The following is a 23,903-nucleotide window of genomic DNA, read 5'->3' on the forward strand; positions in this document are numbered from 1 at the left end:
GAGTGTCTGCTACTCGTTGCCGGCAGGGGGTGTCGCGGCCGCTTCGCCGGTCTGGCCCTCATCGCGCACCCAGCTCTTGCCGATGGCGCGCTCGAGCGAACCGTTCGCCACCGCAAAATCGCGCAGCGCCTGCACCAACGCGGTGTCCGCACTGGTCAGCGCGAGTTCCGCGTCCAGCGTTTCTGTTTGCGTGCCCGCGCCTTCCTGGAACCTCAGTTCCGCCAGACGCAGCCCCTCTTTGGCAAGTTCGCGCGTGCCGCGTTCGCTCGCGACGCGCGCCATCGCGTCCTGAATCTGGATTTGTGCGGCCTTCACATCGAGTTCGACCAGCGCTTCCAGATCGTTCAGTTGATGCTCGAGGCTGCTCAGGCGCGCCTTCGATTCGATGCGCTCGTATTTGCGCCGGCCGCCCGTCGCAACGTCCCACTGGCCGCCGATGCTGAAGGTCCAGCCATCGGGCTGCGTCAGCCCGCCGTTGTCGACGTTTTGCCATTGGATGTTGCCCGCTACCTGCGGCAGATACTGGCCGCGGACCCGCTTTACATCTTCCTTGCCCGCGTCGATGCCTTTCTTCAACGCGAGGATTTCCGGCCGGTGTTCGTACGCGTACGCGACCAACGCGTCGAGGTCCTGCGTGTTCGGCACATAGTCGAATTTGGTGTCGAGCGTCAGCGGCGTATCCTGCGGGACGCCAACGACACGGCACAGGTTGGCAAACGCGAGACGTTGTCCGTTGCGCGCCTGGACAAGACTCGACTTGCGGCTGCCAAGTTCGGTTTCCGCTCGCAGCACCTCGAAGTTGCTCACCATCCCAACGTCAAACATCTGCTTCGTATCGTTCAACTGCCGCTCGAACGTCCGCACGCTTTCCTCGGCCACGCGCACGAGGGCCTGCGACGCCGCCGCCGTGTAGTACGCCTCTTTCGCGTCGTACTCGAGTTGCGCCAGAGTTGCCTCCTGCTGAAATTCCTGCGACTCCGCGAGGTATTTCGACGCGCGAATCGCCGCCTTGATTTGGCCGCCCGCGAAGATCACCTGATTAATTGTCAGCTTGTCCGTTCGAAAATCGTCCGGCCGCTCGTACAGGCTGTCGATATCGAGCAATTCGGTCACAACCCTGCCCAGCACAAATCGCGCAACGCGGCTGCCCGGTATCTGGTTCGAGCCGCCGCCTCCACCCAAGCCGCCGCCTCCACCCAGGCCGCCGCCAAGCCCGCCGCCACCGATTCCGCCAAGGCCGCCACCGCCCAGACTGCCGCCATAGATCAGTTCCTGAAGGAAATTCTGGTCGCGTTCGTTAAACTCGGTCCACGTTTGCGTCGACGACACCGTGACCTGCGGGAGAATTCGAGATCGGGCCTGCCCGATCTTGGCATGTGCTGCCTCCACGTCGTCCTCGGCGACCAGCACTTTGGCATTCTGCGTGGTCGCGAGCTCGACCGCTTTGCGCGCGTCGAGCACCAATGGTTCGCCCTTCGGCACGTCCTGGGGTTGTTGCGCCATGAAATCCTCGAGCGACTTCATCATCTCGAGCACGGCATCCGACGTCACCGGGCCGATGGGCTCGTTGACGCTTTCGGTCGCAGCCGGCTCGGGCGACGCAGCCGCCGGCGCGGCGTCGTCCGCCAGTGAAACGCCGGAGCAAAACGCCATCGCGAGGGCGAGAGTGCAGGTTCTAAACATCGAATGGTTACTTCCTTCCACGTCCACCAATGATACGTCAGTGCCCGAATACCAATCAAAGCCGTTCGGGGCATCGCCCGATGGTCGAATGTCTGCGGGCGCCACAATTAATTCGCCTGCAAGGACTCTCGCAAGCGCGCTCACCGCGGGTCGCACTATCGGCACCCCGCGTGCCCTGACGCCGGGTCGCGGACTTTCGACCTTTTGTCCGTCATTTGCTACAGTTGTCTCTCCAACTGCGGCGCAAGAAAGGGGTTATTCGGGTATGTCACGTCCTACTTTTGTGATTGCATGCGTGCTGGCCTCGGCCCTTTCGTGGAACGCGTACGCGCAGGACAAGAACGCGGTCTCCGTCGCCGCCCGAACGCTCAAGCGTGGCGCCAACGCCTACACCGTTCGCGCCATCAGCGTGCCGGAGATCGGCAAGCCGGGCGTCACGAGAGAAGACGTTGCCCGCGCCATGAACCGGATCGCCACCGTAGGCGGGAACTCGATCTGCTTCGACGTGTACGGCGCCTCCGACGATGGCAAGTCGATCGCCAATGACGCGGTGGAAGCCGCGCGCCAGGTGCACGCCGTAGGCGCGGACCGCGCCGTGGTCAGCGTGATAAACGTGATGGGCGCGCCCGCGCCGCATGGCGAGAAGGCCAGGCTCGAATGGGCGCGGACCGTTGCGAAGGCCTTCGCGAAAGATACCGGGTTCCTATTTCTCATCACGGGCGGTGACGCCAAGCAGTGCGCGCGCGCGTTTAACCGCGTGTCGAAACATCTCACACTCGCGTGCGAACGGTACGGCGACTTGGATGTGATCGCGCCGGACGAAAAATCGTGGAAGAAGCCCCAACTCGTGCTCGGTGGCTTGCCGCACCAATTGGACGATGCGGCGCACTTTGTGCTCATGGCGGACCAATCAAGCTACGACACGCTCGAGACGGCCTCCGCCTTGCCCGAGGAATCGCAACAATGGACGCCGGATAACTCGGGGCTGTCACCGGAAGAGCGCGCCGAAGGGTTTGTCGCGCTGTTCGACGGCACGACTTTCAATGGTTGGATTGTCCTTGGCGCCAAGAAAGACGCGTGGACGATTGCGGACGGTGCGCTGAGCCGCAACACCGGCGGTTCGCAGGGCCTTCGCACGATACGCCGCTTTAAGAACTTCCATATGAAGTGGGAATGGAACCTGCCCACCGGCGGCAACAATGGCGTCCACTTCCGCGCGCCGCGCGCGCAACGCGCCTCGAAAGTCGGTTTCGAATACCAGATGCTCGGCGATTACGGCAAGGATCCGGATAAGAACAGCACCGGCGCGATCTACGACGTGCAGGCGCCCGCGGTGAACGCATCCAAACCGCACGGCGAATGGAACGCATCCGAGGCGATCTTCGATGGCACGCACATCTCCTACTACCTCAACGGACAAAAAGTAAACGAGGCCGACATGGACGCTGTCGACGAACTCCGCCCGCGCCTGCGCGAAGGGTTTATCGTCCTTACCGAACATAACGACCAGGTCATGTACCGCAACATTCGCATCAAGGAATTGCCATAGCCCGGAGGAAGGCACGATGCTGATCCAAGTCCTGTGCGCCGCGGTAATCGCCGCGGGCCCGGCCGATGACGTGCAAGGGAAGCAAGGCGTCGACTTCGATACGTTTTCGGTCTCGCGCCTTACATGCCTCATCGGCAACAACCTCGGCAACAATCCGCACCGCCAACGGTACAACGGCGTGTTCAGTATCACCTCGCCGGACGAAGCCGAGAGCCCGTTCGTTCCCGCGTACGCAGGTCTGAATCTGGAGCACTACTTCGATGCGCGCCCGCGTCACGAAGATTCCAATATCTTCTTCGAGCCGCGAAATTCTCCCATCACGTTTCGAAAGGTAAACGATAAGACGGCAGAACTGCATCAGGCACCGACACCGTTCTATAAGGTCGAGAGCTGGACCACGTTCACGCTCGCGGAGCCGTACTACATCGACGCAACTTTCAAATGCGTACCGACGGAGGACGTGTTCGAGGGCGGATACTTCGGCGTGTTCTGGGCGTCGTACATCAATGGCCCGCTCGACAAGAGCATGTATTTCCTGCGCGAAGGATCGACGCTCGACGCCCCGAAGTGGGCGCAGCTCTGCACCGCGCAGCACGGACGCGACAGCACCGTGCGTTGGGAAGGCGACACCGCGGAACTGCCCATGCCCCCGCCATCAGACACACTCTATCAAGGTTTTTCGCCGCTGCGGTTCTCCGAGCCGTTCTTTTACGGGCGCTTCAGGAACATGGTGCTGATCTTCATGTGGAAGCCAAATCCATACCTTCGCTTTGCGCACTCCCCCAGTGGTGGTGGCGATAACGCGGCCAAAGACGATTCCTGCCCCGCGTGGGACTTCCAATTGGTCGTGCCGAATTTCGAAGTGGGCAGAGAATACGACTGGCAGATGCGCCTCGCGTACAAGCCCTGGAAAGATCGCGCGGACGTGCTCAACGAAGTGCGCGCCTACCTCAACCCATAGACCGTTTGGCGCGTCAAGCTTTGGCGCAACGGATTGCGGTAAACCGCATCCCCCTAAATCCCCCTTCAACATCCCCCTAAGTCCGCCTTCAACATCCCCCTAAGTCCGCCTTCAACATTCGCCTTCAACATCCCCCTAAATCCCCCTTCAAAGGGGGACTTTAAGAATTGCGGAACGACGTCATTTGCGCCGCATTAAGTCCCCCTTTGAAGGGGGATTTAGGGGGATGTCAGCCACTTGCATGCAATCTTGGAATGCATCAGGACCTATAGCTCCTACGCTCCACCTGCCTCCGCCTTTTCGATGGCCTTCTTCAAATATTCCGCAAACCCCCGTGCCGCGTCCCGCAGCATCAATTTCCGAAACGCGGGCAGCGATACCAACCCAAAGGTCGAATTCTCGACGGTCGCATTCAGCGAAACAACCAGTGGAATGACTTTTGAGCCTCCATTGTCTTCATCGAACACCGCCGCCCCGGTATCGACTGTTATGTGGCTCGTGTTCGACGCAAACTTCGCGAAGACCTTTGCCGACCCGCTCGCGTAGAACGGCGTCCAAAACGCAGCGTCGTCGCGCACAGCGGTCATCACCAGCGGAAAGTCCTCCGGCCCGGGCTTGTTGTTCAGTAATGTCACCGTCACCCCGCAGACGTCCTGCAACTGACGCCTCATTTCCCATACGAGGTTCCCACCGAGCCCTTCGCGGTTCTCGGCGTGGAGGTAGATGCGATCGCCGGACAACACGTGCAGCGCTCCTCCGCGGGCGACGCTCGCTTCCGCAAAGTTCGTGCGCGAACTCGTTGCCGCGCGTGCCAACTGAAAATCCAGTGTTGCCGCCACAATGACAAACGTAAGCGCGACAATCGCAACGACAATCGATACCCGTCTCAGCCGGCCCATCTACGAACTTCTCCCATTTACGGCGCCCATCGAGAAACACTAACAGAGCGCGCCGCCCACCGCGAAAATTTGCGCGGCGCGCCGTCGAGTGCGGTACGGTAGTACCGCCTTGCATGGTTCGATCGGCTGCATCATGACGACGAAGAACAAACGAACGCCACAATCGTCCCCTTCGCAATTCCGCCGCGCCCTGCTCACGTGGTATCGGCGCGCCGCGCGCGATCTGCCGTGGCGCCGCACCACGGACCCGTACGCAATATGGCTTTCCGAGATTATGCTCCAGCAGACTCGCGTCGATCAGGGATTACCATATTTCGAACGCTTTATCTCCGCATTCCCGACGGTGCAGGCACTCGCCGCCGCGAAGGAAGACCGCGTCCTCAAATTGTGGGAAGGGCTCGGGTATTACTCGCGTGCGCGCAACCTCCATCGCGCCGCAAAAATCGTAGCCGACGAATGCGGGGGAGTATTCCCGCGCACCGCCGAAGAACTGCAGTCCCTCCCCGGCGTAGGCCGCTACACCGCCGGCGCAATTGCGAGTATCGCGTACGGCGAGCGCGTCCCCGTGCTCGACGGTAACGTCATCCGCGTGCTCTCGCGCCTCTACAACATCGCCGATTGCACGGACGACGCAAAGGTGCGCGATCGATTGTGGAAACTCGCGGACAGACTCGTGCCCGCGAAACACCCGGGCGATTTCAATCAAGCGATGATGGAGCTCGGGGCGCGCATCTGCACGCCGAAGTCCGCGCAGTGCGGTACGTGCCCGGCCAGACGGTTTTGCGCCGCGCGCGTCGCCGGCGTCGTCGATCAACGTCCCGTGCGCAAAGCGAAGGCCGAAACGCCACGCCGCGAAATGGTCGCGGCGGTTATCAATCAGAATGGACGCTACCTGCTCGTAAAGCGGCCAAGCAACGGGCTGCTCGGCGGACTCTGGGAATTCCCGTGCGGAACCGTGCACAACGGCGAGACACATCAATCGGCGCTTATACGCGGACTTGGCGAAAGCCTTGGCGTGCGCGTGAAAGTGGGAGGGTTAATCGCCAGCGTCCAACATGCATACTCGCACTTCCGGGTGTCGTTGCACGTGTATGCGTGCGCCATATCCCGCGGCGAATTGACGGCAAAACATCATGACGAGATGCGGTGGAGTACGAGGCAGCAACTCAATCGGCTGGCGCTACCTAAAGTCGTTCACAAGTTCCTGGGCGCGCTGTAACCTAGTTGGATTGCCAACGCTTCCTGCTGCTTGCACTCCTCGTACAGCTCCCATCATCCGCGTCTGCGAAGGCGCTAAAACGTAAACCCGACTGCCAATCCCAAACTGTTTGCCCCCGCATTGTCGTCGCTCAACCCCGCGTTCGAAAGGTGCGACGCCTGCAGCGTCACGTGCCAGTTGTTCTTGAACTGGTATCCCACCCCCGCCTCGAGCAGGAAGTCCATCGTGGCGGAGTTGCCCTCGATATGGTTCGTGTGCCAGATAACACCCGCACCGGCCTCGCCAAACCAGCCGTTCCGGTCGCCCGCGTTTTGGTACACGCGGCCAACCCCGCCGACGCCCCCGCCCCACAGCGTGTCGTTCGGGTCGTTTTGTTTATACAGGAACAGGGGGTAGGCGCGCAGGCCCAGCGTGCACCGAGCGAACACCGGCCATTCGTATTCGACGTTACCCGTCACCTGCACGTCACCAGTTCGTGAGCGGCGTCCCGAATGGAACCCGGTCGAAACGCTGACTTCCGTCCGCCACCGTCCATCGCTGAATCCATCAATTACGCCGTACGATTCGTCCCCAGACGTCTCCACCGGCGCCAGCATAGCCGCCGCAAGAAATACCACAGGGATCGCAATGACGCGAAGCGTTCGCAAACGAAACCGACGCATTTCGATAAACTCCCAGAATGCCTGGCTGTCACACGACAGGGTAGCGAAATCCACATATTTTGTCAATTAAATACTGGGTCGCTGTCGTTCCCAGCCCTGCGCTATCACCTTCTCCCAGTCACTATCCCCCAATCGTCAATGCCGTTCCATTGGGCACAAAACATCGTCCGGTGGTGTTACCATTTCCGTTCAGCAAACCAACGATGCGCGGCGCCGCATCCAACGGAGGAACCCTGACATGAAGCAACAGAAGTTCGGCTTATTTGGCCTTGCCGTCGCGGGGATGGCGTTGGCTCTCGCCTTCGTTACACCCGGCCCCGTGAGAGCGGCTATATCGGACGCGCCCGAAATCGGGACAGCGGTATCCGATTTCAAGCTGACCGATTACGAGGGCAAGGAACACTCCCTGTCCGCGCACAAGGGCAAGATTGTCGTCATGTCGTTCACGTCACAGCAGTGCCCCGTATCGCACGAGTGCGAACCGCGCTATGCCGAATTGGCGGAGAAATACGGCGACAAGGGGGTGGTCTTCCTGAGCATCGACTCGCATGCGAGCACGACAACTGCGGAGATCGCAAAATACGCCACGTCCGACAACCGGACCGGAAAGAAGCTTCCATACCCGATCCTCAAGGATGTGGACAACAAATACGCCGACGTGATGGGGGCGAAGCGCACGCCGGAAATCTACATCGCGGACAAGGACGGCAAACTCGCCTACCACGGCAGCATCGACAATCAGAAAAAGCCGACCGACGCGGACTACAAGAACTACGTGGCCGCCGCGCTCGACGAATTGCTTGCCGGCAAACCCGTCTCCGAACCCAAGCACAGTGCATATGGCTGTGGCATCAAACGCAAAGCCGCGTAACCCCGAGTGACTTCAATACGCGTTATGGCACGTGGCGCGTGCGCCGGATCGTTTACGGTCCGGCGCACTGCCGCGTTGCTCCTTGTCACCGCCGTGCTGGAGCTCGGATGCGGCGCACCATCGCCGGATGGCGCCGAAGCCCCGGCCGCGCAAACCGTATCCGAGGTACCGTCAGCCCCCGCGATAGATCGAGTGCCGGTTGCCAGTCCCGGTGTGTCGCTCGCGAACGGCGTGAAGGTGGCTGAGTTGCTCGCCGCCGCCAAGGGTAAGGTCCTCGTTGTGAACGTCTGGGCGACCTATTGCATCCCGTGCATTGAAGAGATGCCCGAACTCGCGCGGTTCTACCGCGAGCGCGACGCGGAGAACGTCGCATTCTTGAGCTTTAGCGCCGATGCCGAATACGCGCTCGACGATACCGTGAAACCGTTTGTCGTCGAACAGAAGCTGCCGTTTCCCGCGTTCGTGCTCCAAGACCTGCCGCCGGACAAACTGGTCAAAGCGCTCGGCGCCGGTACATCCGGTTGGGACGGCGAACTCCCGGCGACCTTCGTATTCGATACCAGCGGCGCTCTGAAAAGGCACTGGCTCGAACTCGTCCACCTGAACGACCTGACTCAGGCTGTCGCCGAAATCACGAAAGGATGACTGGCTCCCGCGCCGAATGATAGACTTGGTTCTTTGGGATTTGAAGGAGTCAGTAGTGCTTACCCAGTCTTTTCGCGGCGCCGCGGCCGCCGCGCTTGCCGTATTCGTGCTTATGTCGTCGTGCGGATTCATCGCAGACAAAGACCGCATCAAGATCGCCATGCTGAACGGCAAACCCATCACGCGAGGCGATTTCGACAAAGTGCTGCGCGAGATGTCTCCGAAGGAACGTCCGCTTATCCGCACCAAGGGCGACATGCTCAAAGCCGTGCAGGACTACCTCGATCGGCGCGTGCGCGAACAAAACGCCGAAGAACTGGTCGCGGCGAACAGACTCCACGTGCCGCGCGAATTGGCCGAGGCCGTGCTTCGCATTAACGATCCCGAGGTTTTCATCAAGATCGAAAACCCGGAAGATTACAAGATGAAAGAAGAGGACCTGAAGTACTTCGAGCAGGAGAAGGAAATTCGTATCGACGAAATGGTCAAGGACCTCGAAGCCGAGCAGGGCGTCTACCTGCGCATTGAACAGGCGGTAGCCGAGAATACGATCGCCATCAGCGACAAGGAATATGCGGACGAGTTCGAAGTCCGCAAGGCGCAGCTCAAGCACCCGGAGCGCGTTGCGTTCACGGGCGTGCTTATCCCGGGCGACTCCAGCGAGGTTCGCGGCGCCAGCACGGAATTGGCGAAGAAACTGAAGGCCGGCGCGTCCCCGCGGGAGTTCGTGAACGGTCCGACGCCGCTCCCTGGCGCCGCGATTGTCGAGGCGGAACTCGAGAACGATCCGATGAAGATCAAATTCGCGCCGTTCTGGCAACAGGCCTCGGGCGCGAACGTCGGCGACGTCATCGGCCCCATCTTCATTCAAGGCTGGACGGAAGCGACACAGGACGCGCAGGGCAAGGTCACGCAGCGCCCCTACCCGGACGGCATGCTTGTTTGCGTCGTGACGGGCCGCACGGAGGAAATGCCCAAGACGCTCGACGAATCGAAGCCGGAACTGCAGCGAAACATCCTCTACGCCAAAGTGATGGACCAGCTTCGCAAGGACAACGGCGTCGAAATCTTCGAGGAAAAACTCGCCGACCCGGGAATGTACGGCGCCCAGCAGTAGCGCCGGCCACTTCTGGAAAACGATTCGGCGGCGCGCCACTTCGAGCGGCGCGCCGCCGGCTTTGTTTCGGGCTTGGCTACGACTCTTTCTTCCCGCCGCCGTCGAGCGCCTTCATCTGCCCGTAAAGCGCATCCTTGTCCTCGGCGACCTTGTAGTCCAAGTCGACGTACGTAATCTTGCCTTCCTTGTCGACGAGAAACACGGACCGTTGCGCAAACTTGTTGCCGCTGTAGTCCTTCAACGGCACGCCGTACGCCTCGATGATCTTGTGTTGCGGATCCCCGACCAGCGAGAACGGCAGCTTGTGCTTCTCTTGAAACTTCTCGCTGTCCATCTGCTGGTCGACGCTGATCGCAATCACTTCCGTGTTCGCGCTCTGGATTTGCTGGATGTCGTCGCGGTACCCGCACATCTGTTTTGTACAGCCGGGCGTATCCGCCTTGGGATAGAACGCAATCAGCGCGTTCTTTTTGCCCTTCAGATCGGACAGTTTTTTCGGCGCGCCCTCGACGGCTTTCTGTTCCGGAATGTCGAAGTCCGGAGCAGTATCGCCGACTTTCAACTTCGCGGCGGCATCGTCCTGGGCAATCGCGATCAGCGGCATCGCCATGAACGCGGCCGCGACCACTATGGAAATTCGTTTGAACATGGTGTTACTCCTTGCAGAATTAGACGAACATAATACCACAGGAATTCAGGACGCAGTAACCTATTGCCGCGGCGGGATATAACGTCCCCGCGCAATGATGTCCAGCGGATCGAGCGCCTGTTTGAGCGCCCCGGCGACCTCCCAGAAGACGTCCCCTTCGTGGACCATCTTCGGCATGGTGTCCAATCCCACGCGATACGGATAGTACCCTTCCTTCGCCAATGCATCGATCAATTCGTTGTGGCACGCGGTGGCCTGCGCGGCCTCGTCTGGCGCGCTCTTGTCGAAGTAAACGTTCAACACCGCGATGAGCGAACGCTCGTTCAACAGCGTCAGCGTGGTCATCGGCTCGAACCCGTGGCGCGCGAAGATGGGATCGGCGATCTGCAACACGCGCCGCACGTCTTCGCCGCGCATCGGCAACACCGGCGACGCCCACATTAATCCCGCGCCCGCCTCGATCGGATCGTTCACATGCGCCGGCGGTTCGTGGCGCAGGCGCCAATAGGTCCCACGGACGGGCTGGTCCGCGGGCACCCCTTTGGCCGCGTCGAGCACGGGCTTGGCCGAGGTGATGAAGTGCGCCGTCTCGCGCGCGATGCCGAACTTGCTCAGCAGCCCGAACACGCGGTCCGCGAAGTCGAGTTGTTTGTCGCTTACGAAGCGCACGCCGCCCAGGCCGTTCAACGCGCGCTTCACCGCTGTGCGCGACGCGCGGACCTGCCCGCGGGTGCCGGTCAAGGCCCCGGCCACGTTCCAGGCGCCGAGTCCGTATTTCTTGCGCAACCGCTCGCGAAGGTCCTGCGGCAACGGTGTCTTGCCGTTTGTCGCCTCCCACGGGTAACGGCCGCGGCTGGAAAAGATGCGGTAGTCGTTACCCATGTGCACGGCGGATTGAACGACGCCCGCAAGCCGCAGCGGGCGCATGCGATCCACGAAGACGCCAATGTCCTCGTCGCGGTCCAGCCGCGCGAAGAAGAAGTTGAACGCTTCCGGCTCGGGCAGAAGCCAAAGTCCAACCTTTGTGACAATGCCGAAATTCGACTGGTAGAAAATCCCGTCCAGCGACGGTCCAATGCCGTAGCCGTACACGCGCGCCGCTTTCGCGTTGGCGTAATGCCCGAAACCTGTATTCAGTACGCGCCCATCGGCGAGCACGATTTCCATCCCACACGTCGTCTGAACGTGATCGCCGTAGCGCGTGTGACCGAATCCGCGGTCAATGGCATTGCCGACGACGCTCGCTTCGCAGCCCGCGCCGGTGCAGTCCATCCACAATCCCGTGCGGTTCTCTTTGAGATAGGTGTTGAGTTGGCCCTGCGTCACGCCCGGCTCGATAACCGTATAGGCGAGTTCGGTGTTCACTTCGAGAATCCGGTTCATTCGGCTCATGTCGACGATAGCCGCGCCGTCCGTCGGCGCGCATGCATCCCCGTATCCCCAGTTCCGCCCCCGGGATATCGGATACACGACCACCCGATGTTCGGATGCGATGCGCACAATCGCTTGCACTTCCTCTGTAGTCGCCGGATAAAGCACGCACGCGGGCCGCGTCGCGGTGGGCAAGGTTGTGCGCGCATAGCGTTCGAGCGTCGCCGGCGCGTCGTCGACTTTGTCGGGCCCGAGCGCCGAGCGCCATGCGTCTATCGCATTGCTCATCGACGCGAAGCCTCGGGCGCCAACGCTTCGTCAACCCGCCGCAGTACAAGGTCGATCATGCGCCAATCGATTCCCAGCGGCTCCGTCACCGTGTAGGTTATCCCGGGAAATTTGCCGGCCGCCTCCGCCGCCAAACGCGGAATGTCAACGGTACTGTGCCGTCCCGGCGCAAGAAAGTACGGAAGAACGGCAACATGTTCCGCTCCCTTCGCGAGACACGCCTCGAACGCCTGCTCGACGGTCGGCTCGGCCAACTCCATGTGCGCATGCTCGACAATCGCCCCGCCAGCCTGGGTCTTCACCAGGCGCGCAACCTCGACGAGCATGTCGTTCGCCTCCGCATGCTGCGACCCGTGGTCAACGAGTATTATTGCGATCTTCGAATGCGTCCTCATACCGCGGCATTGTACCTCAATCCAAAATCTCAAATCCGAAATCTGAGATTTCAAAGCGTGCGTCTCTGCTTCGTTGCAGATTTGTAGACCCTTCTTGCGCACATTCAAATCGTCTTGTTGTAGTATCTTCCTGCTCGTGCTTCGTAATCATAATCGGACTACTCGGGGAAACGGCCATGAAACCCTACGCAATTCTTCACACCGTTCTGGGCCTAATCTTCTTCTATTGTGCGGCCGGCGCGACGGCGCAATCGGCGCAGCCGTACCCGCGCATCACGGAGGAAGCCTACAAGGCGCGCCTCCCGTTCTTCGACTACAACAAGAACGTCCCGCTCGAGGCGCGCATCGTGCGCGACTGGGACGCCGAACGCGATCCCTCCGTGAGACAGAAGGTCGTGTTTCGCGGCGCACAAGGGTTCCTCGTGCCCGGCTACATCGAAATCCCGAAACACGCGCCGAAACCCTGCGCCCTCGTCTTGCTGCTGCACGGCTGGTCCGGCGGCAAGGAGAACTGGTGGGAGGACGGCAACTACATCAACGGCGGCGAGGTGCGCAAGGGCCTGCTTGACGACGGGTTCGCAGTGCTCGCGCTCGACGCACCCGCGCACGGCGAACGCAGCAACGAAATCGATTACCTCCACGTGAACGCCTACAAAGACCCAACGGCGCCGGAGAAAATCAACTACTTCAACTTTACGGAAATCGCCGTGCAAACGGTGAAGGACTACCGCCGCGCGCTCGACTATGTCTCCACCCGCGGCGACATCGATATGCGCCGCATCGGCATCGTCGGGTACAGCATGGGCGGCATGGATTCGATCTATCTCCTGGCCACGGAGCCGCGCATCAAGACCGCCGTCGCGTGCGTCCCGCCGATGCGGTCGCTCGATTACGGCCCGGTAGCGCCCGTCGACTTCACGTGGGGCGTGAAAGGCAAATCGATCCTCATGCTCCTGGGCGAAAAAGACGGCTTCTACACGGTGCCCGAGATGAACGCGACGTATGCCGCCTACATCGAAAGCCCCAACTCACAGATCAAATGGTACAACCAGGACCACAAACTGACGCGCGTCTACGTGAAGGACGCGCTCGCGTGGATCAAGTCACACCTGTAACGACTCTCATATCCTGGCCCGCAACGCTGCAATCTAAGGAGGCGAACGCAAGTTGACTTTACCCGGTGAATCCGGTAGCCTGTGGTACATGCGGCTGTCCGTATCCATAGTGTGTTGTCTCGCCGTTCTGTGCCTTTCGCAGCACGCAGTGTCTGGGCATCATGGTGTTCGTCATTTGCCTGGCCACGCTCAGCAGGCGGGCTATCACGATGTTCATGGGTACTGCTCTGCTCTCCATCTGGAAATCCACCACCGCGGCTGCGAAGAGCCGCTACCAGGCGGCGGACAATCGGGCGATCACGATCACCATTACTCCTGGGCGCCGAGTGGCAGCACATCGGGTCATTCCGCCGGCGTAGCAAGTTGTGCGCTGTCTCCAGTGCTCGCGGCGGTCCCGCAGCCGCCCCAAAGCGTCGTCGATCGTTCGGTCTTCCGAACGTATCCGCGCGCGGCGGCCCAATCCCCTCACATCTGTTCCCTCCTTTTATAGGCAATCCCTGTCCCGCGCCAAAGGCCGCGCGCCGTTTGGGCGGGAGCTACTGTTCTCCTTGCAGGCGCGCGCGTCTTCGCTGACGCACGAATGTCCGCGGGAAGAGCAGCCCAAGTCCCTGTCCGTCTCCAGTAAACAAAAGAGTGTAGCCGACTCACTGGAAATCAAACATGATTGAAGAGCGCAGTCTCTCAAATTGCATCCAAACTGATCCGCTCGACGCGATGCGCGAACGAAAGCGATCGATCCGAGTGACGTTGTATTTGCGAACGATCCGGCTTTGCGCCGTTGCCGCGATGGGCACGATGTGCTTGGCGCAGGACGGGCCGTCCCAGCCTTCGCTCGTCGCGCCCGATCCGGCCGGCGACTTGGCGCTCGCGGATTGCCTTGGCCTGGTGCTCGAACACAATCCAGATCTTGCCGCCTACGCATGGGAACCGCGATTGGCGGAGGCGCGCACGATTCAAGCAGGGTTGCGGCCGAATCCGGTTCTGAATGTTGAAGTTCAGGACATTGGCATCGGGAAGTACGGAGGCGAGACGCAATCCGCGTCCAGCGTTACGCTGAATCCGTCGAGCGCACTTGGCAGCGTGAGCGTGGATCGCGATCCGAATACGGGTACGACCAGCGTCTCGTTAAGTCCGTCCCGGCCGATCGCGGTTGGATTCGATAAGGACAGAGTAGCCGACTCGTCGAGCGGTTTCGATTCCGCCGAGATTACATTGAGCCTTTCGCAAGTTATCGAGTTGGGCGGAAAGCGAATGAAGCGAATCCGTGTCGCTCAGGACGAACAGCGTGTGGTGGACATGGATTACGAGGTCCGCCGCGCGGAAGTCCTGGCGTCGGCTGCCAGGGCCTTTTACGAAGTCTTGTTGCTGCAGCATCGCTTCGACACGGCGACGTCGTTCGCGCAATTCGCCGAAGAGGCCCATCGTATAACGCGCGAGCGCGTTGCCGCGGGGAAACTGTCGCCGCTCGAGGAAACGCGAAGCGAAGTAGACCTGCGCGGTATACAGCTCGAGGCCGAACATGCCGAACATGAACTCGGTTCCGCCCGCATACGGCTCGCGGCGCACTGGGGCTCGACCACGCCCCGCTTCGCCAAGGTCTTAGGGTCCTTGCGCGTGCCTGCCGCTCCCGAGACCGTCGAAAGCTTCCTCTCGCGAATCGAACAATCGCCGGACGTGCAGCGGTGGATCGCCGAACGGGAGCGCCGCGAGTCCGAGGTGCATCTCGAACGCGCAAACGGAAAACCGGACGTCACGGTGTCCGCGGGCGTTCGCGCCACCGGCACGGGCGGCCGCGCCGGCGCCAGTGGATATGCTTGGTCCCTCGGCGACGGACTTCAACTGTACCGCGGAAACGTTGACAACTCGCACGATCGGGAATTCAGTGTCCTGTTCGGCGTGTCCGTTCCGCTGCAATTCTTTAATCGAAATCAGGGACGCATACGCGAAGCCGAAGCCGCCGTCTCGCAGGTGTCGGACGAAGAGCGCGCGCTTCGCGTCCGTATTCAAGCGGCAATTGCCGCGCACTGGCAGACGTTAAACGCGACCTATGCAGAAGCAAAGACCTTGGAAGAAGTCATACTGCCCAAAGCCCAAGACGCGTTCGATGCAACACAAGAAGGGTATCGTCAGGGCAAATTCGGCTTGGTGGACGTGTTGCTGAGTCAGCGGGCGTTGTTCGACGCGAAGCGCGAACTGCTCGAGACCGTTGGGCGGCACTACGACGCGAAGGTCGAAATGGAGCGCTATACCGGCCAGGCCGTTAACGACGGCGTCGCCCCCGCAAACCCGGCTGAAGGAGTTACTCGATGAAGGCTATTAGTCTGGCGCTTACCGCAATTCTGCTGATTGCCGGCGGCGCCGTTTTCGTTTACATCGTCAATTCGGAGCCGCCGTCGGTTGACACGAGCGAGGAACATGCCGGAGCGCCCGCCAAGGCGGAATACGAACGCGGACCTCACAATGGACGACTCCTGCGGAGCGGCGATCTGGAGTTGGAGATCACGATCTTCGAGTCCGGCATTCCGCCCGAATTCCACATCTTCCCGTATAGCGACGGCAAACCGCTTCCGCCGGACGACGTCCAGTTGACAATTGATCTCCACCGGTTCGGCGGGCGGACCGACCGCATCGCGTTTGTTTCGCGGGAGGACTACCTCCTCGGCCAGCAAGTCGTCGAGGAACCCCACTCCTTCGACGTGGACGTCAAGGCAACCTACAATGGCCAATCCCACGATTGGCAATTCGCAAGCTACGAGGGCCGCACCACGATGGCGGAGGCCGCCGCGGTCCAGGCAGGGGTCGAGTTCGCCGTAGCGGGCCCAATCTCTGTGAACGACTCGATCGAACTGCCCGGTGAGATCGCATTGGACGCCGACCGGCTCGTGCACATTACCCCGCGCCTGTCCGGCGTTGCCCGTGAAGTCAAGAAAGCAATGGGCGACAAGGTGCAGGCGAACGAGTTGCTCGCGGTGATCGACAGCAAAGAACTTGCCGATATCAAGAGCGAATACCTGGCCGCCGTCGAGCGGCAGGAACTCGCGCAAGCCCGATACAAAATTGAAAGCGACCTGCACGCGAAAAAAATCTCGGCGGACCAGGAACTGCTTCAAGCCCGGCAAGTCCTGGCGGAAGCGGGAATCGCCGTCCGAAGCGCAAAACAAAAGCTCGAATCGCTCGGATTGCCGGATACCGCGATTACGTCCGGCGGAAACTCCCTCACCCACTTCGAACTGCGCTCGCCGATTAACGGCACGATTATCGAGAAACACCTGGCGCTCGGCGAGGCCGTCCAGGAAAGCGACGACTGCTTTGTCATCGCAGACCTGAGCAACGTCTGGGTGAAGATCGTCGTCTACGCGACCGATCTCAAACGCTTGCGGCCCGGCCAGAAAGCGGTCGTACGCTCCGCAGACTTGGACATCTCCGCCGAAGGCGCCGTGTCCTTCATCGGCGACTTAGTCGGTCAGGAAACCCGGACCGCACACGCGATCGTAAATATCCCCAACCCCGAGGGCCTCTGGCGCCCCGGCCTTTATGTCACCGTGGAACTCGTTGACGACGCCGAATTGGAGCTTCCAATCGCGGTGCCGGCCGATGCGATCCAGGAGTTTCGGGACTGGTCAGTCGTCTTTATGCGGGACGGCGACCTGTACGAAATATGTCCAATCGAATTGGGGAGGAATTTCGGCGACTGGGTCGAAGTGACCTCCGGACTCGAGGCGGGCGTGACGTACGTAAGCAAGAACAGCTACCTGATCAAGGCGGATATTGAGAAGTCGGGCGCTACCCACGACCACTGATCGAAAGGCGTGACATGAAACACATCCTGGCGGTTATTCAACCACATATGCTGCAACGCGTCGTAAGGCGCTTGCACGAGTGCACACACTATCCGGGAATGACGATTTCGGATTGCGACGGCGACGGCCGAGGGCGCGGTCCGGACGGACACTATGTCGCCACGATGGAGTCGCTCTTCCTGAAACCGCGAAAACGGATCGAAATTTTCTGCGGCGATGACGTTTGCGACCACCTCGTAGAGACAATACGGGAAGCGGCACACACGGGCAACTCCGGCGACGGCATCATCGCCGTAACGGAAATGACGCGTGCCGTCCGAATTCACACCGGACAGCAACAAGACAACGCGCTGTAAGGAAAGGAACCCATGTTCGATCGACTCGTGCGGTTTTCGCTCGAACACCGATGGTTTGTAGTCGGTGTAACGTTCGCCATAGCGTGCCTCGGGGTATACAACGCGTTCCTGCTGCCAATCGACGCGGTCCCCGACATCACCAACGTGCAGGTGCAAGTCAACACCGAAGCCGTTGGGTATTCGCCCTTCGAGGTCGAACAGCGCATTACGTTCCCGCTCGAAACGGTTATGGCCGGTTTGCCGCGCCTCGAAAGCACCCGTTCACTCTCCCGTTACGGTCTCTCACAATTGACCATCGTATTCGAGGATGGCACGGACATTTATTTCGCGCGGCAGTTGGTCAACGAAAAACTCCAGGAGGCGAAGGGAAACCTTCCCGAAGGCATCGACCCAACGATGGGCCCCATCGCCACCGGACTGGGCGAAATCTACATGTACACCGTCGAGGCCAAGGAAGGAGCGCTCAAACCCGACGGCACTCCCTACACGCCCACGGACCTGCGGACAATTCAGGATTGGGTGGTCAAACCGCAGTTACGGACCGTCAAGGGCGTAACCGACGTAAACACGATCGGCGGGTACGAGAAACAGTATCACGTCACGCCCGACACCAAAAGCATGATCGAATACGGTCTGACGTTTCAGGACGTGCTGGAAGCGCTGAAACGAAACAACTCGACCGTTGGGGCCGGCTATATCGAACGGTCCGGCTCTCAATGGCTTGTTCGGGCGCCGGGCCAGGCGTCCACGGCGGACGATCTGTCGCAAATTGTTGTCACGGCCAAGGACGGCGTGCCCATTCACTTGCACGACATCGCGAAAGTGGGATTGGGCCAGGAACTTCGCACGGGAGCGGCCACGGAAAACGGAAAGGAAGCGGTGCTCGGCACCGTCTTCATGCTCGTCGGCGAGAACAGCCGAACGGTCTCGCAAGGCGTAGACAAAAAGATCGACGAGATCAATCGGTCGCTGCCGGAAGGGGTGGTCGCGGAAACGGTGTACGACCGCACCATACTGGTCAACAAGACGATCCAGACCGTTTGGACGAACCTCAGCGAAGGCGCGCTGCTGGTCATCGTCATCCTGTTTCTGTTCTTGGGCAACATACGCGCGGCGATCATCACGGCGTCGATCATCCCGCTCGCCATGCTGTTTACCATCACCGGCATGGTGACGAATCACGTCAGCGCGAACCTCATGAGCCTCGGCGCACTCGATTTCGGCATCATCGTCGATGGCGCGGTCGTCATCGTCGAAAACTGCATCCGCCGTCTGGCCGAGGAACAACACCGTTTGGGCCGGCGGCTGAATTTCGCGGAACGGTTGGACGTCGTGTTTCAGGCGTCGGCGGAAACGCGCCGGGCGATTCTCTTCGGCCAACTTATCATCATGGTCGTCTATCTGCCGATTCTCACCCTCACGGGGGTCGAAGGGAAGATGTTCCGGCCGATGGCGTTCACCGTACTGGCCGCGCTCGGCGGCGCGATGATCTTCTCGATTACGTTCGTTCCCGCCGCGGTGGCCATCTTGCTGCGCGGAAAAGTCGCGGAAAAGGAGAACCTGCTGGTCCAGGCAGTAAAGGCGCTATATGTCCCCTCGCTGCGGTGGGCGCTGCAGCTTAAGGCCCCCGTGCTCACGGGCGCCGTCGCGCTGCTCTGCATCTGCGCCGCGTTGGCCACCCGCATGGGCACCGAATTCATTCCGCATCTCTACGAGGGCGACATCGCGTTGCACGCGCTGCGCATTCCCGGGACCAGCCTCAGCCAGGCCATCGAGATGCAGAATGTGCTCGAGTCCGAAATCAAAAAGATGCCGGAAGTAAACAAGATTGTCGCAAAAATGGGCACCGCCGAAATCGCCACGGACCCAATGCCGCCCAGCGTTGCGGACAATTTCATCATCATGAAACCGCGCGAAGAGTGGCCCAACCCGGAAAAGACCGGACCGGAAATCGTTCAGGAACTGTCTGCGATTATCGCGAATGTCCCGGGGAACAATTACGAAATCCTTCAGCCCATTCAAATGCGATTCAACGAACTCATCGCCGGTGTGCGGACCGACGTGGCGCTCAAAATATTCGGCGACGACATGGAAGTTCTTCTCGATACGGCGAAAGCCGCCTCGAAGATCATCGAGAAGGTGCCGGGGGCGCAGGACGTCAAGGTCGAACAGGTCACCGGTCTTCCCCTGCTCAGCATCACGCCCAATCGCGCGGCCATATCGCGGTTGGGCCTGAGCGTCGCGGACGTCCAGGACGTCATCGAAGTCGCTGTCGGAGGAAAGGAAGTGGGCAGCATCTTCGAAGGGGACAAACGGTTCGACATTATCGTCAGAATGCCCGAGGATCTACGGTCCGATGTGGAAATGCTAAAGCGGCTTCCCGTGCCGCTTCCCAGCGGCGGCAACATCGTCCTGGCTTCCAACCTGAACGACATTTCGGCGGGCGCCGGCCAGAGCTATGTGAGCCTTGGAAGCGTCGCTGACTTCTCGGTTGCACCGGGACCGAACCAGGTGAGCCGTGAGAGCGGCAAACGCCGTGTCGTCGTCACCGCCAACGTGCGCGGACGCGATATCGGGTCGTTCGTCAGCGAGGCGCAACGCAGGGTCCGAGAAGAGGTGAGCATTCCCGCCGGCTACTGGGTGACATGGGGCGGCACATTCGAGCAAATGATCTCCGCGGCGCAACGGCTCCAACTCGTCGTCCCTCTCGCGCTGTTCCTCATTCTCATCCTTCTCTTCATGATGTTCGGCAACATCAAGGACTGTCTGCTGGTGTTCACCGGCGTCCCGCTGGCGCTCACGGGCGGCGTAATCGCCCTCTGGATGCGCGACCTGCCGCTCTCGATATCGGCCGGTGTCGGGTTCATTGCGTTGTCCGGCGTAGCCGTGCTCAATGGGCTGGTGATGATCTCCTTCATCAAAAAGCTTCTGGCAGAGGGTACTCCACTTCAGCAAGCGGTGACCGAAGGCGCCGTCACGCGGCTGCGCCCCGTCTTGATGACAGCGCTGGTTGCATCCGTAGGCTTCTTGCCAATGGCCATGGCCACGGGTACCGGCGCCGAGGTCCAGCGCCCGCTTGCTACGGTCGTCATTGGAGGAATCATCTCGTCCACACTGCTGACGCTGATCGTATTGCCGGTCCTGTATCGAATGTTCAATACGTCCACGCCACACGTTCCCGCGGATGCCGTTGGCGCCGATACAATCAGCCGTGCATAGGCGAGCGAGCCGCGCTAGGCAGGCTTCGCCAACGTGATTTCCCCGATCTCCGGCGGCACGCCGAAACGTACCGGCATGATCGCCATACCCACACCGCGGGAGACGAGGACGGGACAATGCGGGCCCCGGCACATCCCGCCGGCGTATTTCTGGCCGTAGGCGCTGGGCGTGACGGGCGTGCCGAAGCCAGGCACCCAGACCTGTCCGCCGTGGGTGTGGCCGCTGCACATCAAATCGATGCGAGTGCCCGGCGCGACGTGTTCCGCGGAGTCGGGGTTGTGCGCGAGAACGATGCGCGGCATGCCGTCCGGCGCGTCCGCGAGCGCCCGGGTGAAATCGTTCGCGTCTTCCCAGAGATCGCCGACGCCGCCGATGCAGATTGATTCGCCGATGACCGGTTCGTCGTGGATGCCGTCGCGCGTGACGAAGCGCCGCGCATTATCGATCAGCAGCAGTTTGATCTCGTCGAACGCCGCGCGCACGCCGTCCGCGCCTTCCCAATGATCGTGGTTGCCGAGTGTGGCGACGACGCCGAGCCTTGCCCTCACGAATTTCAAGACATCCACGCCCGCGCCAATCGCGAGCGGCGTGCGGTGAACATAATCGCCCGTGAGAATCACGAGATCGCCGTCGAGCGAATTCGCCTGATCGATCACCGCGCGGATAAACGGCAACGAAATGAACGGGCCGTAATGCGTGTCGGAAATATGCACAATGCGGAACCCGTCCATCGATGCGGGCAGGTCTCGCACTGCCACGGTGTATCGCGCGAGCCGCACCCGCTGCGGTTCGACCAAGACACCGTAACCGCCCAACCCGCCCGCGCCCGCCACGCACGTCGCCGCGCCCGCAAGAAACGTCCTGCGCGACATCGCGGGTTTGCCCTTCGCCAGCCGGCGTTTCTCGTGCCTACGGCGAACGTTCCTTCCGATACGTATCAGCGGCAGCGACATCGCCGCCCAGAAAATCGGCGCGGCTAACGAAGTCCACGCATAGTAGAGATTCGGCGATTTCACGTGCGCGCCCTCGAAAGGCGCAATTGATGCCGCAACCATCATCACCGGCATCCGCAACATATAGGCTATGCGAGAAAGACCCCGGATAATTGGCTCCGCCCACGCCGGGGCTGATAGGTTTTCGGATAGCGCGGTGGGTACAAAGATGATGGCGCCTGCGACGAGCAGCGCCGCAAACAGGCGCACGGTCTTTCTAAGAAAGTGCCGGCGAACCTCTTGTTTTGTTTCCATCCGCGATAGCATACTCTGCCAACGCAGCCGTCACCATAGGGGGTACGTATGGTCGAGACAGACAAGCTCCTGCATTTCTGGATTAGCTTCGCTATAGCATTTTTCAAACCCGGCCTCGCAATGATCGCCGGTGTCGGCAAGGAGATTATTGACGTCGTCACCGGTGGCGTAGCCGACGTATACGACCTCGCCGCGGACGGCCTCGGCATCTTCTTCGCCGTCCTTATATCCCCATTTGCGTAACGCCCGATTTGTGGTAGACTGGCGGCACTGCAAAGCTGGGCGCCTGCGGGAACCCTGACATGGCCCTGGCGGGTTTACGAATACAGAAGGTGGTACTAATTCTGTCTCATCAACGGAGGGCATTCGTATGTTGTTGAAAAAGCTTGCATCGTATGGCGCGATCATCTCGGCGGGCGTCGCACTCACGGTTGCGCTGGGGTGGAGTGCCCTGCCAACCAACGCGGGTTCGACCGCGTACGGCGGCAAGTCATGCCCGAAATGGCAAGCTGAGGAAGCCGCGGAACGCGGCGAAGCGTTGGAAAACGGCCGGATTCAGCTCGCCGATGCCAAGGGCGGCACGTGCAGCGCCAGCAAGGCCGCCGCCGGCACGTGCCCGTCGTCCGCCAAGAACGCCAGCCTGGCGAAGGGTGAAAAGGGCGGCGCCTGCGCGGATGCGAAAAACGCGAGCCTCGCGAAAGACGAAAAAGGCGGTACCTGCGCGGATAAGGCCGCCGGGACCTGCCCATCCTCCGCAAAGAACGCAAGTCTCGCCAAAGAAGAGAAGGGCGCATGTTGTGCGGACGGAGCCGCAAAGCAGGTCGCGGCGAAGGACGGCGCGTGCGCGGATGGTTCCGCGTGCGAAGGCAAGGACATCGCGAAGCTGGTCACGAGCGATAGCCGCTTCACGACGCTCGCGCTCGCGGTGAAGGCCGCCGGCATGTCGGGCGAGTTCACATGCCCGGACCCAAAGACAGTCCTCGCGCCCACGAACGAAGCCTTCCAGAAAATCCCGGCCGAACAATGGGCCGCAATCCTTCAGGATGACGCCAAGCTGAAAGCCCTCGTCGCCAACCACATTATCAAGGGCGCCGCGCTGAAGTCCGGGTGCCTTGCCGAGGCCAAGACTGCGAAGAGCGCCGGCGGCGCGGACCTCGCCGTCAGCCAGTGCCCCGTCTCCGGTAAGGTAAGCGTGAACAACGCCGGCATCGTCGGGGACGCGATGGTCGCCAGCAACGGCAACGTTCTCGCGATCGACAATGTGCTGCTTCCCGCCGATATGCAGGTCGCGAAGGCGGAAGCCGAAGATGCGGTGCAAGTAGCCGCCGCCGAGTAATCGCAGTTTTGCCGAAAGATATTCCGAAGGGCGCGTCCACGACGGTGGGCGCGCCCTTTCTGCATCAATAGACTCACGCACCCCTCGAAAAGCGGATGTGTCACACGGGTTCAGTCGTGCTCATGCTCGTGCTCGTAATCGTAATCGAGCATTCGAACTCCCGCACAACCTCTATGCGCGCTCGACCTTTCGAACGAACTTGGTATTCACGACACCAGAGCAATTCGAGATATTGCGTAGCCGAATTCTCGTGCCCGTGCTGTCCCGAAAATAGACGTCTAAGACATTCTGCTCGTGTTGCTTTGAAATTTGAGATTTCAAATTTGAAATTGATTTCTCATGGCTTCTTGGTATCCGAAAGGACATACCGGCTACGACCTTTCTTAACCTGCTCCAGCACCATGAGTCTGAAATTCGCACATTTCGTCGTGCTCGTGCTTCCATGAGAAGGTAAATCAACCTTGACCGGCGTGGCGGTCTTCCTTGTTGGGTCCGTATCCGTTTCGCCTTGCTTCCATTCG

General features: G+C 60.7%; 20 protein-coding genes. 13 read left to right on the top strand and 7 right to left on the bottom strand.

Features of this window, described 5'->3' with window-relative positions:
* Positions 1-9 precede the first annotated feature (9 nt).
* Positions 10-1,683 (bottom strand): TolC family protein, encoded by a 1,674-nt coding sequence (locus HUU46_16280; protein NUM55203.1) that lies wholly within the window; start codon positions 1,681-1,683, stop codon positions 10-12.
* A 265-nt stretch (positions 1,684-1,948) separates the two neighbouring features.
* On the opposite strand from HUU46_16280, the gene HUU46_16285 reads away from it, so the two are divergent.
* Positions 1,949-3,232, top strand: a complete 1,284-nt coding sequence (locus HUU46_16285; GenBank protein ID NUM55204.1) for a DUF1080 domain-containing protein — start codon at positions 1,949-1,951, stop codon at positions 3,230-3,232.
* A 16-nt stretch (positions 3,233-3,248) separates the two neighbouring features.
* Positions 3,249-4,193, top strand: coding sequence for a hypothetical protein (locus HUU46_16290; GenBank protein NUM55205.1), 945 nt, complete (start codon positions 3,249-3,251; stop codon positions 4,191-4,193).
* A gap of 275 nt (positions 4,194-4,468) precedes the next feature.
* On the opposite strand, the gene HUU46_16295 is transcribed toward HUU46_16290, so the two are convergent.
* A complete protein-coding gene (locus tag HUU46_16295; GenBank protein ID NUM55206.1) occupies positions 4,469-5,092 on the bottom strand; it encodes a hypothetical protein in 624 nt (207 codons plus the stop codon).
* 133 nt (positions 5,093-5,225) lie between these two features.
* On the opposite strand from HUU46_16295, the gene mutY reads away from it, so the two are divergent.
* Positions 5,226-6,311, top strand: a complete 1,086-nt coding sequence (gene mutY / locus HUU46_16300; GenBank protein NUM55207.1) for an A/G-specific adenine glycosylase — start codon at positions 5,226-5,228, stop codon at positions 6,309-6,311.
* A gap of 74 nt (positions 6,312-6,385) precedes the next feature.
* Here the strand turns inward: mutY and HUU46_16305 are convergent, their stop codons facing one another.
* Positions 6,386-6,973, bottom strand: a complete 588-nt coding sequence (locus HUU46_16305) for an acyloxyacyl hydrolase (protein ID NUM55208.1) — start codon at positions 6,971-6,973, stop codon at positions 6,386-6,388.
* 238 nt (positions 6,974-7,211) lie between these two features.
* On the opposite strand from HUU46_16305, the gene HUU46_16310 reads away from it, so the two are divergent.
* The 3 genes from HUU46_16310 to HUU46_16320 are packed head-to-tail and all read left to right on the top strand — an operon-like array spanning position 7,212 to position 9,606.
* Positions 7,212-7,844 (top strand): redoxin domain-containing protein, encoded by a 633-nt coding sequence (locus HUU46_16310; protein ID NUM55209.1) that lies wholly within the window; start codon positions 7,212-7,214, stop codon positions 7,842-7,844.
* 24 nt (positions 7,845-7,868) lie between these two features.
* On the top strand, positions 7,869-8,489 hold the full coding sequence (locus tag HUU46_16315; GenBank protein NUM55210.1) for a redoxin domain-containing protein: 621 nt from the start codon (positions 7,869-7,871) through the stop codon (positions 8,487-8,489).
* 55 nt (positions 8,490-8,544) lie between these two features.
* The gene (locus HUU46_16320) at positions 8,545-9,606 is read left to right on the top strand and encodes a hypothetical protein (GenBank protein NUM55211.1); all 1,062 of its coding nucleotides are present in this window, start codon (positions 8,545-8,547) and stop codon (positions 9,604-9,606) included.
* A 76-nt stretch (positions 9,607-9,682) separates the two neighbouring features.
* On the opposite strand, the gene HUU46_16325 is transcribed toward HUU46_16320, so the two are convergent.
* The 3 genes from HUU46_16325 to HUU46_16335 are packed head-to-tail and all read right to left on the bottom strand — an operon-like array spanning position 9,683 to position 12,309.
* Entirely contained in the window at positions 9,683-10,255 is a 573-nt protein-coding gene (locus HUU46_16325; protein ID NUM55212.1) for a peroxiredoxin, read from the bottom strand.
* Between the two features lie 60 nt (positions 10,256-10,315).
* Positions 10,316-11,914, bottom strand: coding sequence for an FAD-binding oxidoreductase (locus HUU46_16330; protein ID NUM55213.1), 1,599 nt, complete (start codon positions 11,912-11,914; stop codon positions 10,316-10,318).
* Positions 11,911-12,309 (bottom strand): cobalamin biosynthesis protein CbiX, encoded by a 399-nt coding sequence (locus HUU46_16335; protein NUM55214.1) that lies wholly within the window; start codon positions 12,307-12,309, stop codon positions 11,911-11,913. The genes HUU46_16330 and HUU46_16335 overlap by 4 nt, the downstream gene beginning before the upstream one ends.
* A 176-nt stretch (positions 12,310-12,485) precedes the next feature.
* On the opposite strand from HUU46_16335, the gene HUU46_16340 reads away from it, so the two are divergent.
* The 5 genes from HUU46_16340 (at position 12,486) to HUU46_16360 (ending at position 20,799) form a co-directional block, all read left to right on the top strand.
* Positions 12,486-13,424 carry an alpha/beta fold hydrolase gene (locus HUU46_16340; protein NUM55215.1) on the top strand — a complete coding sequence of 313 codons (939 nt, stop codon included), beginning with the start codon at positions 12,486-12,488 and terminating at the stop codon, positions 13,422-13,424.
* A 660-nt stretch (positions 13,425-14,084) separates the two neighbouring features.
* The gene (locus HUU46_16345) at positions 14,085-15,734 is read left to right on the top strand and encodes a TolC family protein (protein ID NUM55216.1); all 1,650 of its coding nucleotides are present in this window, start codon (positions 14,085-14,087) and stop codon (positions 15,732-15,734) included.
* Complete coding sequence (locus HUU46_16350) at positions 15,731-17,224, top strand: efflux RND transporter periplasmic adaptor subunit (GenBank protein NUM55217.1); 1,494 nt, start codon at positions 15,731-15,733, stop codon at positions 17,222-17,224. The genes HUU46_16345 and HUU46_16350 overlap by 4 nt, the downstream gene beginning before the upstream one ends.
* 14 nt (positions 17,225-17,238) lie before the next feature.
* Positions 17,239-17,580, top strand: coding sequence for a P-II family nitrogen regulator (locus tag HUU46_16355; protein NUM55218.1), 342 nt, complete (start codon positions 17,239-17,241; stop codon positions 17,578-17,580).
* Between the two features lie 12 nt (positions 17,581-17,592).
* Positions 17,593-20,799, top strand: coding sequence for a CusA/CzcA family heavy metal efflux RND transporter (locus HUU46_16360; GenBank protein ID NUM55219.1), 3,207 nt, complete (start codon positions 17,593-17,595; stop codon positions 20,797-20,799).
* 14 nt (positions 20,800-20,813) lie between these two features.
* Here the strand turns inward: HUU46_16360 and HUU46_16365 are convergent, their stop codons facing one another.
* Positions 20,814-22,046, bottom strand: coding sequence for a metallophosphoesterase (locus HUU46_16365; protein NUM55220.1), 1,233 nt, complete (start codon positions 22,044-22,046; stop codon positions 20,814-20,816).
* A 48-nt stretch (positions 22,047-22,094) separates the two neighbouring features.
* Here HUU46_16365 and HUU46_16370 point away from each other — a divergent pair, with 48 nt between their 5' ends.
* Both HUU46_16370 and HUU46_16375 read left to right on the top strand, forming a co-directional pair.
* Positions 22,095-22,289, top strand: coding sequence for a hypothetical protein (locus tag HUU46_16370; protein ID NUM55221.1), 195 nt, complete (start codon positions 22,095-22,097; stop codon positions 22,287-22,289).
* 127 nt (positions 22,290-22,416) lie between these two features.
* A complete protein-coding gene (locus HUU46_16375) occupies positions 22,417-23,382 on the top strand; it encodes a fasciclin domain-containing protein (protein ID NUM55222.1) in 966 nt (321 codons plus the stop codon).
* The last annotated feature ends 521 nt before the right edge of the window (positions 23,383-23,903 follow it).

Source organism: Candidatus Hydrogenedentota bacterium (assembly GCA_013359265.1).
Taxonomy (GTDB): Bacteria; Hydrogenedentota; Hydrogenedentia; order Hydrogenedentales; family SLHB01; genus JABWCD01.

Coding starts and splice junctions, on each gene's coding strand:
- HUU46_16280 (NUM55203.1), bottom strand. CDS start 1,683: ATGTTTAGAACCTGCACTCTCGCCCTCGCGATGGCGTTTTGCTCCGGC.
- HUU46_16285 (NUM55204.1), top strand. CDS start 1,949: ATGTCACGTCCTACTTTTGTGATTGCATGCGTGCTGGCCTCGGCCCTT.
- HUU46_16290 (NUM55205.1), top strand. CDS start 3,249: ATGCTGATCCAAGTCCTGTGCGCCGCGGTAATCGCCGCGGGCCCGGCC.
- HUU46_16295 (NUM55206.1), bottom strand. CDS start 5,092: ATGGGCCGGCTGAGACGGGTATCGATTGTCGTTGCGATTGTCGCGCTT.
- mutY (NUM55207.1), top strand. CDS start 5,226: ATGACGACGAAGAACAAACGAACGCCACAATCGTCCCCTTCGCAATTC.
- HUU46_16305 (NUM55208.1), bottom strand. CDS start 6,973: ATGCGTCGGTTTCGTTTGCGAACGCTTCGCGTCATTGCGATCCCTGTG.
- HUU46_16310 (NUM55209.1), top strand. CDS start 7,212: ATGAAGCAACAGAAGTTCGGCTTATTTGGCCTTGCCGTCGCGGGGATG.
- HUU46_16315 (NUM55210.1), top strand. CDS start 7,869: ATGGCACGTGGCGCGTGCGCCGGATCGTTTACGGTCCGGCGCACTGCC.
- HUU46_16325 (NUM55212.1), bottom strand. CDS start 10,255: ATGTTCAAACGAATTTCCATAGTGGTCGCGGCCGCGTTCATGGCGATG.
- HUU46_16330 (NUM55213.1), bottom strand. CDS start 11,914: ATGAGCAATGCGATAGACGCATGGCGCTCGGCGCTCGGGCCCGACAAA.
- HUU46_16335 (NUM55214.1), bottom strand. CDS start 12,309: ATGAGGACGCATTCGAAGATCGCAATAATACTCGTTGACCACGGGTCG.
- HUU46_16340 (NUM55215.1), top strand. CDS start 12,486: ATGAAACCCTACGCAATTCTTCACACCGTTCTGGGCCTAATCTTCTTC.
- HUU46_16345 (NUM55216.1), top strand. CDS start 14,085: ATGATTGAAGAGCGCAGTCTCTCAAATTGCATCCAAACTGATCCGCTC.
- HUU46_16350 (NUM55217.1), top strand. CDS start 15,731: ATGAAGGCTATTAGTCTGGCGCTTACCGCAATTCTGCTGATTGCCGGC.
- HUU46_16355 (NUM55218.1), top strand. CDS start 17,239: ATGAAACACATCCTGGCGGTTATTCAACCACATATGCTGCAACGCGTC.
- HUU46_16360 (NUM55219.1), top strand. CDS start 17,593: ATGTTCGATCGACTCGTGCGGTTTTCGCTCGAACACCGATGGTTTGTA.
- HUU46_16365 (NUM55220.1), bottom strand. CDS start 22,046: ATGGAAACAAAACAAGAGGTTCGCCGGCACTTTCTTAGAAAGACCGTG.
- HUU46_16370 (NUM55221.1), top strand. CDS start 22,095: ATGGTCGAGACAGACAAGCTCCTGCATTTCTGGATTAGCTTCGCTATA.
- HUU46_16375 (NUM55222.1), top strand. CDS start 22,417: ATGTTGTTGAAAAAGCTTGCATCGTATGGCGCGATCATCTCGGCGGGC.